This is a genomic window from Nonomuraea sp. JJY05 (genome assembly GCF_043496855.1).
Taxonomy (GTDB): Bacteria; Actinomycetota; Actinomycetes; order Streptosporangiales; family Streptosporangiaceae; genus Nonomuraea.
On record NZ_JBIEIS010000011.1, the window covers coordinates 228,814 to 243,031 of the forward strand.

The 14,218-nt window shown below is 73.9% G+C and carries 11 protein-coding genes; 3 read left to right on the forward strand and 8 right to left on the reverse strand.

The genetic code is table 11. The features are described from left to right. The first annotated feature begins 3 nt into the window (after nucleotides 1-3). Nucleotides 4-2,559: a M14 family zinc carboxypeptidase gene (locus tag ACFKCF_RS19705; protein WP_394495454.1), complete on the forward strand. Its 2,556-nt coding sequence runs from the start codon at nucleotides 4-6 to the stop codon at nucleotides 2,557-2,559. Here ACFKCF_RS19705 and ACFKCF_RS19710 read toward each other — a convergent pair. From ACFKCF_RS19710 to ACFKCF_RS19720, 3 genes are all read right to left on the reverse strand, one after another. Next, complete coding sequence (locus ACFKCF_RS19710) at nucleotides 2,549-5,359, reverse strand: FAD-binding and (Fe-S)-binding domain-containing protein (RefSeq protein WP_394495456.1); 2,811 nt, start codon at nucleotides 5,357-5,359, stop codon at nucleotides 2,549-2,551. The two genes, ACFKCF_RS19705 and ACFKCF_RS19710, sit on opposite strands and share 11 nt — an antisense overlap. An 8-nt stretch (nucleotides 5,360-5,367) precedes the next feature. Further along, nucleotides 5,368-6,219: a fumarylacetoacetate hydrolase family protein gene (locus ACFKCF_RS19715; protein ID WP_394495590.1), complete on the reverse strand. Its 852-nt coding sequence runs from the start codon at nucleotides 6,217-6,219 to the stop codon at nucleotides 5,368-5,370. Between the two features lie 61 nt (nucleotides 6,220-6,280). Then, nucleotides 6,281-7,051 carry an IclR family transcriptional regulator gene (locus ACFKCF_RS19720; protein ID WP_394495458.1) on the reverse strand — a complete coding sequence of 257 codons (771 nt, stop codon included), beginning with the start codon at nucleotides 7,049-7,051 and terminating at the stop codon, nucleotides 6,281-6,283. Between the two features lie 231 nt (nucleotides 7,052-7,282). On the opposite strand from ACFKCF_RS19720, the gene ACFKCF_RS19725 reads away from it, so the two are divergent. Continuing rightward, entirely contained in the window at nucleotides 7,283-7,744 is a 462-nt protein-coding gene (locus ACFKCF_RS19725) for a hypothetical protein (protein WP_394495460.1), read from the forward strand. A gap of 99 nt (nucleotides 7,745-7,843) precedes the next feature. Here the strand turns inward: ACFKCF_RS19725 and ACFKCF_RS19730 are convergent, their stop codons facing one another. The 4 genes from ACFKCF_RS19730 to ACFKCF_RS19745 are packed head-to-tail and all read right to left on the reverse strand — an operon-like array spanning nucleotide 7,844 to nucleotide 12,582. Beyond that, nucleotides 7,844-9,340 (reverse strand): ABC transporter ATP-binding protein, encoded by a 1,497-nt coding sequence (locus tag ACFKCF_RS19730; protein ID WP_394495462.1) that lies wholly within the window; start codon nucleotides 9,338-9,340, stop codon nucleotides 7,844-7,846. 43 nt (nucleotides 9,341-9,383) lie between these two features. Beyond that, on the reverse strand, nucleotides 9,384-10,157 hold the full coding sequence (locus tag ACFKCF_RS19735) for an ABC transporter permease (protein WP_394495464.1): 774 nt from the start codon (nucleotides 10,155-10,157) through the stop codon (nucleotides 9,384-9,386). Then, nucleotides 10,154-11,101: an ABC transporter permease gene (locus ACFKCF_RS19740; protein WP_394495465.1), complete on the reverse strand. Its 948-nt coding sequence runs from the start codon at nucleotides 11,099-11,101 to the stop codon at nucleotides 10,154-10,156. The genes ACFKCF_RS19735 and ACFKCF_RS19740 overlap by 4 nt, the downstream gene beginning before the upstream one ends. Next, nucleotides 11,086-12,582, reverse strand: a complete 1,497-nt coding sequence (locus ACFKCF_RS19745) for an ABC transporter substrate-binding protein (protein ID WP_394495467.1) — start codon at nucleotides 12,580-12,582, stop codon at nucleotides 11,086-11,088. The genes ACFKCF_RS19740 and ACFKCF_RS19745 overlap by 16 nt, the downstream gene beginning before the upstream one ends. A 229-nt stretch (nucleotides 12,583-12,811) precedes the next feature. On the opposite strand from ACFKCF_RS19745, the gene ACFKCF_RS19750 reads away from it, so the two are divergent. Next, nucleotides 12,812-13,447 (forward strand): phosphatase PAP2 family protein, encoded by a 636-nt coding sequence (locus ACFKCF_RS19750; RefSeq protein WP_394495469.1) that lies wholly within the window; start codon nucleotides 12,812-12,814, stop codon nucleotides 13,445-13,447. A 25-nt stretch (nucleotides 13,448-13,472) separates the two neighbouring features. On the opposite strand, the gene ACFKCF_RS19755 is transcribed toward ACFKCF_RS19750, so the two are convergent. Beyond that, complete coding sequence (locus tag ACFKCF_RS19755; protein ID WP_394495470.1) at nucleotides 13,473-14,213, reverse strand: MBL fold metallo-hydrolase; 741 nt, start codon at nucleotides 14,211-14,213, stop codon at nucleotides 13,473-13,475. Nucleotides 14,214-14,218: the final 5 nt, after the last annotated feature.

Below are 14,218 nucleotides of genomic sequence, written 5' to 3' on the forward strand. Positions count from 1 at the left end.
CCCTTGCGCCTGCCCCCTGCCCTGCTCGCCGCGCTCTTGCTGATCCCGCTCGTCCCGCAGGCGGTGTCGGCCGGCCCGGTCGCGCCCCCTTCCCCCGCCGTGCGCGACTTCGGCAACGGCCCGGAGCGGAACGAGGTCGCCGCCGACGTGCCCGAACGGGCCGACGCCCTGGCGGCCACCCAGTCCGAGCAGGCCGAGCGGCCCGGCACCCTGTCGCACGAGCGGGGCTACCCACGCCGGACCCGGCTGCCGGTACCCCCGGAGAACCCGGCCGACGCCTCGATCAAGCTGGGCCTGGTGCCCCACCACGGCATCGCGCCCCGGCTGAACGACCTCCAGCAGCGCGGCGACCGGGTCAGCGCGCAGGTCATCGGCCACTCGTACGGTGGCCGTGACCTCTACCTGGTGACCGTCACCGCGCCGGAGAGCGCCGCCGAGACGCGCGAGCAGGAGCGCATCCGCGAGCGCATCGAGAACGACCCGGCCGCCGCCGCCCGCGACCGGAAGCTGGTCAAGAGGTACAAGGCGCCGGTCTTCGTCAACGCCAACATTCACGGCAACGAGTGGGAGGGCACCGACGCCGCCCTGCGCGTCATCGAGGAGCTCGCCACCAGCAAGGACCCCAGGATCGCCGACCTGCTGGCGCGCACCCGCCTCTACTTCAACATCACCGCCAACCCCGACGGCCGCGTCAACGGCGTGCGCCAGAACGGCGCGGGCTTCGACCTGAACCGCGACTTCGTCACCGCCTCCCAGCCGGAGGTGCGGGCGATGCGCCAGATCATGATCGACGCCCAGCCGGTCACCATGATCGACCTGCACGGCTACGTCAACGGCACGCTCATCGAGCCGACCACGCCGCCGCACGGCGCGAACTACGAGTACGACCTGTTCATCCAGAACACCTACGCCAACGGCCTCGGCATGGAGGCCGCCGTGAACGGGCTGGGCTACACCGCCGAGAAGGACGGCGTGTACCCGGCGCAGATCCCGTTCCGCGACTCAGCCGAGGGCTGGGACGACTGGCCGCCGATCTTCACGCCGCAGTACGCGCCCTTCCACGGCGCGGTGGCCGCGCACACCGTCGAGATCCCGTTGCGGGTCAACGGCTCCGACTACACCCAGCAGCCGGTCGAGGAGCTGCGCCGCCGCTCCGCGATCAACACCGACGTGGCCGCCGCCGCCATCCGGGCCACCTACGCCTTCGTGCGCGACCGGCACGACCGGCTGATCGCCGACCAGATCGAGGTGTTCCGGCGGGGCGCGGCCGGGGAGCCGTCCAGGACGGTGCCGCTCGGCATCGTGCCGGGGTTCGGGCCGGAGGACGTCTACACCACCACCTTCCCCCGGGCGTACGTCATCACCGGCCGGCGCTCGCAGGCGGCCGCCGCGCGCCTGGTCGACCACCTGATCGCGAACGACGTGCGGGTCGAGCGGGCCAGGCACGCGTTCCGGGCGGACGGCAGGACGTATCCGGCCGGGTCGTACGTGGTGGACATGCGCCAGCCGAAGCGCGGGCTGGCCAACGTGATGCTGGAGGCGGGCGCGGACATCTCGCCCAGGGTGGACGCCATGTACGACATCTCCGGCTGGAGCCACGGCCTGCTGTGGGGAGCCGGCGTGGACGGCGTCACGTCCCTGCGCGTGCAGGCCGACCCGGTCAAGACCGCCGCGCCGACCGGGTCCGTGCCCCGTACGCCCGGGGCGCTCGCGCTCAAGGTGAGCGACGCCAAGGACGTCCTCGCCCTGAACGACCTGCTCGCCCAGGGCACGGCGGTGACCTGGGCGGACGGCGCGGCCGTCGTGCCCGCCTCGGCGCGGGCGGCCGCCCGCGCGGTCTCCGAGCGCTACGGCGTCGTCCTCACCCCGGCGGGCACAGCGTCCGGCGTGCCGCTCTCGCGGGTCAGGATCGCCGCGGCCGCCTCGGCCGACGAGCTGTTCACGCTGCGCGAGCTGGGCTTCGCCGTCACCCCCGTCTCCACGGCGGTCCTCAACGCGGGCTACGACTGGAGCGGCACCGACGTGCTGTTCGTCTCCAGCGGGCTGAGCTACACCGCGCTCAACCCGGCGGCCAAGGCGGCGCTCGACGCGTTCCTGACCACCGGCGGCGTGATCACCCGTGGCGGCACCGGCGCCACCTTCAACGCCGCCGCCGGGCTGCTCACCGCGACCGCCGTCGCGGGCCGCGGCGACGCCAACGGCGTCGTACGCGTGCTCTCCACGGGCGGTCAGGTGGGCGGCGGGTCGCCGGACCACTCGTTCGTGTACTCGCCGCGCTGGTTCACCGGCCTCGGGCCGGAGGTCACGGTCGAGCAGTCGTACGCGGCCGAGGGCCCGCTGGTCTCCGGCCACTGGCGGCCCGACGCCGACGGCACCGGCGGCCAGGACGCCGCCAGGGGGCAGGCGGCCGTGGTCAGCGGCAGGGACGAGCGGGGCGCGGCCGTGGTGCTGTTCGGCACGGAGCCGATGTTCCGCAACCACCCCAAGGGGCTGTTCCCGCAGGTGGCCAGGGCCCTGTACTGGGCCTCCTCGGTCACCGGCGCGGCCGTCAAGGGGTAGTGACCCGGTCCAGGAGCTCCAGGAGGTGGTGGTACGGCTTGCCGGTGGCGCGCGTCAGGCCGAGCTCGCACGTGCGGTTGACCGAGGCGTGGGCGGCGAAGTCCTCCCGCGCCACGGCCGCGGCCTCCGCCCGGGTGGCGGAGGCGGTCAGCTCGGGGTGGAGCAGGCCGCGGTCGCCGGCGAAGGCGCAGCACTGCCAGCCGTCGGGCACGACGACCCGTTCGGCGACGGTCTCGGAGACGCGGGTGATGGCGGCGTCGAGACCGAGCCGGGTCGAGGAGCAGGTCGGGTGGAGGGCCAGCGAGGGCAGGCGGCGGGCCGCGGGCAGGCGCGGAAGGAGGTGCTCGGCGGTGAAGGCCACCGCGTCGAGCACCCGCACGGCGGGCGAGGCCGCGGCGGTGAGGCGTTCGAAGCCCTCGGTGCAGGAGGCGGCGTCGCTGACGACCGGGATCCGGCCGCCGTCCGTGGCCGTCGCCAGCGCGTCCCGCACCCGGCGGCGCATCACCTCGTAGCCGTCGGTGAGGCCCTTCGACGACCAGGGCGTGCCGCAGCACAGGCTCCCGATCCCGTCGGGCACGTGCAGCCGCACGCCCGCCCGCTCAGCCAGGCTCAGCAGCGCGGCCATCGCGCCGGGGCCGCCCTCGGCCGGGGCGAACAGGGTGTTCAGGCAGGACGGGACGAAGACGGCGTCGGCGTCCTCGGCAGGGGCCGGGCGGCGGGGCGTCCCGCCCCGGGGCAGGTCGCGGCTCCACTGCGGGACGGCGTCCTGGCCCGCCACGGCGCGGGCGGCCTTGCCGGCGCCCTCGGCGAGCGAGGCCGGCGCCGCGGCGGCGGCGTCGAGGGCCAGGTCGAGGGCGCGGGTCACGCCGTTCCAGTGCTTGGCGGCGGACTTCCAGCCTGCGCGGGCGGCACGGCCGTGGCGCTCTTCGCGCAGGCGTTTCGTCAGGTCACCGGTGTTGATCAGGACGGGGCAGGCGGTGGCGCACATGCCGTCCACGGCGCAGGTGTCCACGGCGTCGTAGCCGTACTCCTCCTCCAGCCGTTCGGCGAGCGCGTGGTCCCCGGCGGCGCGGGCGGCGGCCAGCTCGCGGCGCAGCACGATGCGCTGGCGCGGCGTGGTGGTGAGGTCGCGGCTGGGGCAGACGGGCTCGCAGTAGCCGCACTCCACGCACCGGTCGACCTCGGGCTCGACGGTGACGACGGACTTGAGGTCGCGCAGGTGGGCGTGCGGGTCGTCGGTGAGGACGACGCCGGGGTTGAGCGTGTCGCCGGGGTCGCACAGCCGCTTGACCTCGCGCATCACCTCGAACAGCTCGTCGCCGTACTGGCGGCGGACGAAGGGGGCCATGACGCGGCCGGTGCCGTGCTCGGCCTTGAGCGTGCCGCCCCGGTCGAGGACGGCGGCGACCATGTCCTCGGTGAAGTCGGCGTAGCGTTCCAGGTCGGTGTCGAAGCGCTCGTTGAGCATGAAGTGCAGGTTGCCGTCCTTGGCGTGGCCGAAGATGACGCTGCGCTCGTAGCGGTGCTTGGCGAACAGGTCGGCCAGGTCGTCGCACAGGTCGGCCAGGACGGGCACCGGGACGGCGACGTCCTCCAGGAGCGCGGTGGTGCCGCTGGGGCGGGCGCCGGCGACGGTGGCGTACAGGCCCTTGCGGATGTGCCAGAGCGCGGCCCGGCCGCCCGCGTCCCTGCTCAGCCGGGCCGGGGCGGCCAGGTCGAGCGTGGCGAACAGCCGCTCGGCCGTGCGCTCGTGCTCGGCGAGCGGTTCGGGGTCCGACTCCTGCCACTCGACCAGGAGCGCGGCGTGGTCCCGCACGGTCAGCGTGCGCAGCACGTCGTCGGCCTTGGGGTCGCGCTGGGCCACCCGCAGGGACTCGGCGTCCAGCAGTTCGACGGCGGCGGGGCCGGCGGCGACGAGCTGCGGCATCGCCGCCATCGCCCGGCGCAGCGTGGGGAAGACGAGCAGGCCGGTCGTGGCCAGGCGGTGCGCCGGGACCGTGCGCAGGACCGCCTGGGCGACGAAGCCCAGGGTCCCCTCGCTGCCGACCGCGAGGTGGGCGAGGATCTGCGCGGGCGTGTCGTGGTCGAGGAAGCTGTTGAGCCCGTACCCCATGGTGTTCTTCAGGGAGAACTGGGCGGTGACGCGCCGCACCGACTCGGGGTTGCCGCGGACGCGGTCGCGCAGGCGTTCCAGGCCCTGCGCCAGCTCGGGCTCCAGGGCGCGCAGCCGCGCGTCGGCGTCGGGCGCGGCGGTGTCGACGACCGTGCCGCTGGGCAGCACGAGGACCAGCGACTCCAGCGTCCGGTACGTGTTGGCGTGGGTGCCGCAGGTCATGCCGCTGGAGTTGTTGGCGACGACGCCGCCGATCGTGCAGGCCGACTCGCTGGCGGGGTCCGGCCCGAGCTTGCGGCCGTGGGCGGCCAGCCGGGCGTTGATCTGGCGCAGCACGGCGCCCGGCTGCACGCGGACCCGGGCGCCGCCGTCGAGCACCTCGACGCCGCGGAAGTGCCGGCGGGTGTCGACCAGCAGGTGCTCGCTCACGCCCTGCCCGCTCAGGCTGGTGCCGCCGGAGCGGAACGTCAGCGGCAGCCCGGTCCGCATGAGCGCCGCCACCTGCTCGGCGCTCTCCGGCACCAGGACCGCCTGCGGGGTGAGCAGGTAGTGGGAGGCGTCATGGGCCATGCCGAGCCGGTCGGTGGCCCGCGTACGGGTGATCCCGGGCACGGCGGCCTCGACCGCCGCCAGGACGGCGGGGTCCGGGGTGGCCAGCCGCCGCTTCTCGGAACGGGTGACGCTCATATCTGTCCTTACCGGGGGCCCAGGACCTGCTGGCGCTGCGCGCCCAGGCGGTCGATGCCCAGTTCGATGACGTCGCCGGGCTGCAGCCAGATCGGCGGCTTGAAGCCCATGCCGACGCCCGGCGGGGTGCCGGTGTTGATCAGGTCGCCCGGCTCCAGCACCATGAACTGGCTCAGGTGGTGCACGATGAAGTACGGGTCGAAGATCATCGTCTTGGTGGAGCCGGTCTGCCGGCGCACGCCGTTGACGTCGAGCCACATGCCCAGGTTCTTGACGTCGGGGATCTCGTCGCCGGTGACCAGCCAGGGGCCGGCCGGGTTGAAGGTCTCGGCGGACTTGCCCTTGGACCACTGGCCGCCGCGCTCCATCTGGAAGGCGCGCTCGCTGACGTCGTTGACCACGCAGTAGCCGGCGATGGCGCCGGCGGCCTCCTCGACCGAGTCCAGGTAGGAGGTGCGCCTGCCGATCACGATGCCGAGCTCGACCTCCCAGTCGGGCTTGGTGGAGCCGCGGGGGATGCGCACCTCGTCGTACGGGCCGATGAGGGTGTTGGGCGACTTGGTGAACAGGATCGGCTCGGCCGGGACGGCCTGGCCGGTCTCGGCGGCGTGGTCGCTGTAGTTCAGGCCGATGCACAGGATCTGGTGCGGGCGGGCGATCGGCGCGCCGACGCGCTCGTCCCCGAACGCGCGCACCTGTCCGCGCGCGATCCGGTCGGCGACCGGATCGCTCAGCAGGGCGGCGCCGCCGGAGCCGAAGAACTTCTCGTCGAAGTCCGGGGTGAGGTCGCTGACGTCGACGTAGTGGGTGTCGTCCACGCGGACGACGGGCTTCTCGGCGCCGGGCGCGCCGATGCGCATCAGGTACAACGCTTTCTCCGTGTTCGGATCGGGACGGTACGGGCGAGGTTCACGGGCTCTTTCACGGCGTCTCCCGCCCGGCGACGATGCCGCGGATGGCGGGCAGGTCGTCGACGAGCGACTTCAGCGGCGTCCGGTAGGCCAGCCCGCTGACGCTGACGGCGCCGCTGGGCACGGTGGGCGAGGTCAGGTAGGCCAGGACCGCCACGCAGTTGACACCCGGCTCGTTCTCCTGGTCGTCGGCGGCGTAGCCCAGCTCGCGGATGCGCACGAGCTCGTCGTGCAGCTGCTCCACCGTACCGATCGAGCGCTCGGTCGGCTTTGCCAGCCGCCGGTCCCCCACCCACTGGCGCACCGCGTCCTCGGTGCGCAGGGCGTCGGCCAGCAGCACCTTGCCGACGGCGGTACAGTGGGCCGGGTTGCGGCCCCCGACGACGGAGGTCAGCCGGACGGCCCCGTCGGACGGGTCGAGCTTCGACCGGTAGACGACCGACGTCCCCTCCAGCACCGCGTAGTGCACGGTCTCGCCGTAGCGTTCGCACAGGGCCTGGAGGATCGGCGTGACCCGTACGTGGTCCGGCCGGGCCTCGTGGTGGGCGAAGGCCATCCGCAGGAACTCGTCGCCGAGCACGTACCGCCCGTGGCCGTGCTGCGCCGCGAACCCGGCACGGCGCAGCGACGCCAGGGCACGGTGCACCGTCGGCTTGGGGCTGGCCACCGCTCGGGCCATCTCCTCCAGGCCGATCCCGTCGGGGTGGCGAGCCAGCTCGGCCAGAACCGCCAGCACGCGGTCGGATCCGACGAGCTTGGACTCGGCAGCCATCTCGGACATGTTCCGAAGGTTAGACTATCGTTCCGAAAAGTGAAAGTTGGCCGCCTTTCTCGGGGCCCGGCCCCATGTCAGCTTGCCCCCGCTCCCGGGCTCGCTCCGCCCCAGTAACCCGCCCATCGCCGGGCGGGAGGCTCCTCATCATCTCGGAACACCCTCGGCATGCCGCCCAACCTTCAGGCCGCCTGAAGCTTGCGCTAAGCTTCAGCCACACTGAAGGTTGGAGGTAGAGGAATGCTGGAGCACGTCCTGCTGTCGGTGCACGTCCTGGCCGGCATCGTGTTCGTGGGCGGCTCGGCCGTGGCGACGAGCCTGTTCCCCCGCTACGCGCCGGTCGCGGCCGGCGGGCAGGGCGAGCCGCCCGATCCGGGCGAGCGCAACCGGGCGGTGGCGGTCGCGCTGCACCGCATCACCGGCGGTTACGCCGCCTTCGGGCTCATCGTGCCCTTGGCCGGGATGATCCTGGCGAGCGTGCAGGGCCGGATGGGCGAGATCTGGATCATCATCTCCATGATCCTCACGGCCGTCGCGGGCGGCCTGCTGACCACGCAGATCTACCCGCGCCAGCGCGCCGCGCTCAGCGAGCCCGGCGGCGAACGGCCGCTGCGCGCGCTGTCCATGCTGGCCGGCTTCTACAACCTGGCCTGGGCGATCGTCGTGGTCCTGATGATCGTACGGCCCGGCGCGGGAGACTGACCCGCCATGCGCCGGCTCGCGTTCGTCTCCGGGGCCGGCGGCTGCTCGTCCTGCGACCCGTGCGCGCCCGCGCCGGAGGCCGGACGCCCAGGCGGGGCTTCACACCGAAGAGGCTCCGTTGACCGTCACCACTCCGTCGGCGTACCGCTCGATCAGGCCGAGGTCGTGAGAGGCGAAGACCACGGCCGTGCCGCGCGTCTCCCGCAGGCGGGCCAGCAGCTCCATGACCGAGCGCGCGGTGCCGCCGTCCAGGGCGGAGGTGATCTCGTCGCACACGAGCACGTCCGGTTCGGCGGCCAGCGCGCGGGCGAGGGAGACCCGCTGCCGCTGGCCCCCCGACAGCTCGTGCGGGTACCGATGCGCGTGCTCGACGCCCAGCCCGACCTGTTCCAGCAGCTCGGCCACCCGGCCTGGCACGGCGGAGCGGGCACACCTGCGGTGCAGGCGTAGCGGGCGGGCCAGGGCGGCGGACACGGTCGCCGAGGGGTTCAGCGCGCCCATCGGGTTCTGTGGCACGAACTGCACCCTGCGCCGCTGGTCTCGGCCGCGCCTGCGGACGTCGGGGTGGAGGGCCAGGCCGTCCAGGGTGAGCGAGCCGCCCGACCGGGGATGCAGGCCGACCAGGGCGCGCAGCAACGTGGTCTTGCCCGAACCCGACGGGCCCACGACGCCGACCGCGGTCCCCTCGGCCACGTCCAGGTCGACGCCGCGCAGCACCGGCAGGCGGGCGGCACCCACGTCCGCGTCCAGACCACGGGCCCGCAGCCCCGCATCCGCGTCCAGGCCACGGGCCGGCGCTCCCGTATCTCCGCTCAAACCACGGGCCGCCACTGCCGCATCTCCGTTCGGACCACGGGCCGGCGCTCCCGTGTCCGTCACAGGCGTCCGGCAGGGCTGGACGGAGGCCCGGGCCGCCGGCGGCGGGACGGCGGCTCCTTCCGGCAGTTCCAGCACGTCGTCGGCCACCCGCTCGACCAGGTCCCGGTCATGGCAGGACAGCACCACCGCGACGTCCTGCTCGCGGGCCAGGCGGCGCAGCAGCGCGCCGATCTCGTCGCGCAGCGCGGGGTCGAGCCCGGCGGTGGGCTCGTCCAGGAGCAACAAGCCGGGTCGCCGGGCCAGGGCCCTGGCCAGGGCGACGCGGCGCTGCTGGCCTCCCGACAGCTCGCCGGCTCTGCGGCCGAGCAGGCCGGGCACGCCCGACAGCCCGACCTCGGCGAGCAGGGCGGCGATGTCGGCGCGAGTGAGGTTCGTACCGGTCTCGGCGACCAGCGCGGCCACCCGCATGCGCGGGTTGAGCGCCGAGCCGGGGTCCTGCCCCACGAAGGCCAGGCGCCTGCGCCGCAACTCGCGCAGCTCGGCCGGGCCGCAACCGAAGACGTCCACGCCGAGCACCCGCACGGTGCCGGCGCGGCGGGCCGCGCCCGGCGGCAGGGCGCCGAGCAGGGCGCGCAGCAGCGTGGTCTTGCCCGACCCGGAGGCACCCACCAGGGCCAGCACGCGCCCAGGACTGGCGGTCAGGCCGACGCCGGACAGCAGCTCAGGTCCGCCCCGCACGGCCACGGTCAGATCGGTCACGACGGCGTGCGCGGTCACAGGGCCTCCACATCCGTACGCCGGCCAGCGGAGCCGCCAGGGGTCACGGGTCCTCCCGGGTCAGTGCGCCGGCCGCCAGGTTGACGCTCATCGCCAGCAACGCGATCGCGATGCCGGGGGCCAGCACCGCCCACGGGTTGAGGACGATCCCGGCGCCGTTCTCGCGGATCATCAACGCCCAGTCGGCCGCCGGCGGTTGCGGGCCGACCTGCAGGAACGCCGCGGTGGAGACCACGTAGACAGCCGCCACGAAGCGCAGGCCGAACAGGGCGAGCACGGTGGAGCGCAGGTTCGGCAGCACCTCGCGGACGACCAGGTGCCAGGTGCGCTCGCCGCCGGCGACGGCCGCCTCCACGTACCCGGCGGCCACGACGGGCGCCGCCGCGGCGGCCATGAACCGCACCGCGTACGGCGTGCCGAGCGCCACCGCCGCGGCCACCAGCGCGATCCGGCCACCGCCCGGCCAGGCCTGCGTGACCAGCAGGATGCCCAGCACGGCGGGCAGCAGCATGAACACGTCGGCCGCCCGCTCGACGACCCGGCCGAGCGCCGGCCGCAGCGTCCCGGCCACGCCGAGGACGGCCGCGATCGCGGTCACCAGCACTGCCACGACCAGGGAGGCGAGGACCAGGTCGCGCCCGCCGTGCAGAAGCCTGCTCAGCACGTCGCGGCCCAGCTGGTCGCCGCCGAGCAGCGCGCCGTCCGCCCCGGCCGGGCCGTACGGGATCGTGATCGGCTGGTCCATGGGGTGCGGCGCCAGCAGCGGCCCGGCGAGGGCGAGCAGCGCCGGCAGCAGGGCGGGCAGGAGGCGCTTCACCGGCGCTCTCCCGCCGCCCACGAGCGGATCAGGTCGGCGGCGAGCAGTACGCACGTGATCACCACGCCGGTCAGCGCGACGACGCCGGCGATGAGCGGGGTGTCCCGGTCGGCCACCGCGCCCGCGAGCAGCGCGCCCACGCCCGGGTAGTTGAAGATCGTCTCCACCGCCACGGCGCCGCCGAGCAGCATGCCGGTGGAGGTGGCCACGCCCGCGGCGATGGCGGGCAGCGCGCCCGGCAGCAGATGGCGGGCCAGGACGCGCGTCGGCGGCAGGCCGTCGAGCACGGCCGCCGTCACGTGCGGAGCCCTGGCCTCGTCGCCGAGGGCACCGCGCACGATCCTGGCGTTCCATCCGATCTGGGGGATCGCCAGCGCCAGCACCGGCAGGACCAGCATGGTCCACGAGGCGGGGGCGCCGTCCGGGCCGGCCAGCGTCGCGGCGGGCAGCAGGCCCGACCACAGCGCGAAGACCAGCACCAGCGCCACCGCGATGACGAACTCCGGCAGCGCGAGCACCGCGGTGGCCGACGCGGAGATGACCCGGTCGGCCGCCGATCCCGGCCGCATCGCCGCCCAGGATCCGAGCGCGAGCGAGGCGACGACAGTGATCGCCAGGGCCAGGCCGCCCAGCAGCAGCGTGTTGGGCAGGGGGCCGGCGAGGAGCCCCCACACCGGCTCGCCGCGGGCCGACACCCCGAGATCGCCGGTCGGCAGTCCCGCCATCCACTTCAGGAAGCGCACGACGACCGGCTGGTCCAGGCCGAGGATGACGCGCCGCCGGGCGATGTCGGCGGCGCTCTCACCGCGATCGGCGGTAGCGTCCGCGGCGTCGCCGGGAAGCGCCTCGACGACGAGGAAGACCAGCGCCAGCAGCGCGGCGAGCAGGGCGATCCGCCGGGCGAGCAGCCCGCCCAGACGCAGCGCCGTCAGCGCGCCAGCCATACCCGCTCGAGCTGCACTCGTCCGTATCCGGGCAAGGTGGGCAGGTCGCGCACCTTCGGGCCGGCCAGGTCGATGCCGTCGGCCATGCCCCAGAGCACGTAACCGGAGCGCTCGTGCTGGATCTCCTGGATCCTGCGCAGCGACCGCGCCCGCGCGGCATCGTCCAGCGTTCCCACGGCCTGCTTGTAGGCCTGGTCAAACTCGCTGTCGCTCCACGCCGACTCGTTCTGCCCGGCACCGGTCAGCAGCAGCTTGCTGGCGTAGAAGAGCACCGAGTCGTTGGTGCCCCAGTACGTGGTGTAGAGGTCGCCCTTGAGCCAGGTCTTGTCCCAGAAGGCGCCGGAGTCCTCCTTGACGACCTCGATCCGCACGCCGGCCTCGCGCACCTGCGTGGCGAACAGGGCGGCGGACTCGGCCAGGCCGGAGATGTCCTCAGTGGTGCGCAGCTGGTAGGTCTTCGACAGGTCGAACCCGGCCTCCTGGAGCAGTTGCTTGGCCCGGTTCAGGTCGCGGGCGCGCTGCGGCAGGTCCTTGACGTAGGCGGGGTCGCCGGTGCCGAGCACGTCGTTGGCGACCTTGCCGTAGCCGCTGAGCACCTGCTTGACCATGGCCTCGCGGTCGACGGCCAGCCGGAGCGCCTCGCGGACCCTGGGATCGGCGAACGGGCTGCCCTCGGCGGTGCGCATGACGATGGGCATCGCCATGTCGTCGGGCCGGCGCAGGACCTGGACGTCCGGCCGGGTGGCCGCCGTCCTGGCGGCGACCGCGCCGACGTTGGACGCCAGGTCGATCTGGCCGCCCAGCAGGGCGTTCGCCATGGCCTGCGGGCTTTCGAAGATCTTCACCTCGATCGCGTCGAGATGGGGTTTTCCGGCGTGCCAGGCGTCGTTGCGCACCAGCCTGGCGTTGCCGTCGCGGTACCACTCCAGCTTGAACGGCCCGCTGCCCGGCGCGCCGGCCACCTCCTTGGTGTCCTTCTTCAGCACGAACGTGGTCAGCCGCAGCATCAGCGGCAGGTCGGCGTTCGGGTAGTCGGAGGTCAGGACCACGGTGCCGTCTTCGGCCCGGATGTTGTCGGCCTTGACGCCGGGCAGCCGGGCCGCGCCGGCCGGGGTCTCGCGCAGCCGGCGCAGCGACCAGACGACGTCCTCGGCGGTGACCGGCGTGCCGTCGTGGAACGTCGCGCCCTGCGCCAGCGTGAAGCGCCAGGTCTTGACGTCGGCGTCGGCCTTCCAGCCGGCGGCCAGCCGGGGCGCGGTGTTCTCGGCGGCACCGGGGACGGTCAGCGTGTCGTAGATCAGGCTGATGATCAGGTAGTCGCTCTCGTTGGCCTGGGTGCCGTGGGGGTCCCGGGTGATGGCGCCGGCCCGGCCCAGCGCTCCGATGCGCAGTGTGCCGCCGCTGACGGGCTGTTCCTGAGCCTTCGTCGCCGCGGGGCCGGCGCCCGTTCCGGCACCTCCGCAGGCGGCGAGCAACGCCATCAGGCTTGCGCCTCCGGCGGTCGAGAGAAGCCGGCGTCGACTCAGGTCCACTTTGTCCCCATCCATCATGCACTTGTGCTTAGGTTTGCCTATCCTAAAATGGAGCGGTCGCGCAACGTGACGGCCATCACTGAGCACCCGCCCGGGGACGCCGGGTGACACCGCCGGTCAAGGCCGCGCCACCCGGAGGTTGAACTCGCCCTTATCCGGCCCTCTTTATCGTTCCACCATGGGGTCGAACAGCGCGAGGTTCCCGGTGCCGGTCTCCGTGGCGCTCCTCGTTCTCGGTACGGTGATGGGCTTCGCCGCCCGCACGCCCGCGTGGACCGCCGTGGACACCGCCGTGAGCGACGGGGTGCAGTCGGTCCGGGGCCCGTGGGCGACCGCGGTGGCGCAGGTCCTGAACGTGGGGTTCGGCACGGTCATGGGCCCGCTCCTCGCCGCCGCCCTCGTCGTGGGAGTGGCCGTCTGGGGCCGCACGCGGGCCGCCGGACGCGTGCTGGTGGTGATCGCGGCCGGGTGGGGCGTCAGCTGGGTGCTCAAGACGGTCGTCGCCCGTTCCCGGCCCCCGGTCTCCGACGCCCTGGTGTTCGGCCTCGGCCCCGGCAGCTTCCCCAGCGGTCACGTGTGCCTGACCCTGTCGATCGTGATCGCCGTCGCGATCCTGGTCAGGCACACTCGCTTCCACCGGCCGGTGCTGGCCGCGGGCTTCGTGCTCGTGGCCGGCCAGATGCTGGCGCGGATCTACCTGGGAGCGCATTACGCCACCGACACGCTGGGCTCGCTCATTGTGGCCCCCGCCGCGATCCACGTGGCGTTGAACGCGCGCCGGCTGGGACTGTTCGACCACTCGCGGAAGCGCTAGAGAGCGCGGGCCACCCGGCTCATGATCAGGCGTCGAGTTCCCAGCGCTCGCCCGTCGGCAGGTCCACCACCCGCAGCTCCGGGCCCGCCAGGGCCGCCGCGTCGGAGGCGGTGCCGCCGGTGCGGAACAGCCGCGACAGCGGGTCGTGCCCGTGGGCGTCGTGCACGGGGACCAGGACCTCGGCGCCGAGCGCGCACGCCCCCGCGACGGCCTGTTCCGGCCCCATCACCAGGCGGGGCCCGAAGACGGGACGCAGCCCGTTGACGGGCAGCAGGGCCAGGTCGGCGCGGCATCGCTCCAGCGGGCCGACCTCGCCCATCTCCCCGCCGAAGAAGACGACCCGGCCGCCCGCCGTGGTGAAGACGTAGGCGTTGTTGGGCCACACGAGGGTTCGCCCGGACGGCACGACCGTCATGGACAGGCCGGGCGCGAGGTCGAGGGTCCGCCCCCACCTCAGGTGCTCCGCCCGCCGGAATCCCAGGGCTCGGGCCCGGCGGGCCATCCCGCGCGTGGGCACGTACAGCTGTGTGGAGTCTTGTGCCGGGAGGTGGCGCAGCGCGCGCAGGTCCCAGTGGTTGGTGGCCAGATTGGTGACGACGACGGCGGTGAGCGGGGGAAGGTCCTGGACGCGCAGGCCCAGCGGCTCGCCCCGGCGCAGCCACCACCGTTCGGTGAACCAGGGGTCGGTGAGGACGGCGTGGCCGTCGAGTTCGAGCAGGACGCAGGAGTTGACCACCCGCGTCATCGCAACGGTCGGCTTGATCATGCCGA

Bases quoted from the DNA above. Each gene is read 5' to 3' on its own strand.
- ACFKCF_RS19710 (WP_394495456.1), bottom strand. From the start codon at position 5,359: ATGAGCGTCACCCGTTCCGAGAAGCGGCGGCTGGCCACCCCGGACCCC.
- ACFKCF_RS19715 (WP_394495590.1), bottom strand. From the start codon at position 6,219: ATGCGCATCGGCGCGCCCGGCGCCGAGAAGCCCGTCGTCCGCGTGGAC.
- ACFKCF_RS19720 (WP_394495458.1), bottom strand. From the start codon at position 7,051: ATGTCCGAGATGGCTGCCGAGTCCAAGCTCGTCGGATCCGACCGCGTG.
- ACFKCF_RS19725 (WP_394495460.1), top strand. From the start codon at position 7,283: ATGCTGGAGCACGTCCTGCTGTCGGTGCACGTCCTGGCCGGCATCGTG.
- ACFKCF_RS19740 (WP_394495465.1), bottom strand. From the start codon at position 11,101: ATGGCTGGCGCGCTGACGGCGCTGCGTCTGGGCGGGCTGCTCGCCCGG.
- ACFKCF_RS19745 (WP_394495467.1), bottom strand. From the start codon at position 12,582: ATGGCGTTGCTCGCCGCCTGCGGAGGTGCCGGAACGGGCGCCGGCCCC.
- ACFKCF_RS19750 (WP_394495469.1), top strand. From the start codon at position 12,812: ATGGGGTCGAACAGCGCGAGGTTCCCGGTGCCGGTCTCCGTGGCGCTC.
- ACFKCF_RS19755 (WP_394495470.1), bottom strand. From the start codon at position 14,213: ATGATCAAGCCGACCGTTGCGATGACGCGGGTGGTCAACTCCTGCGTC.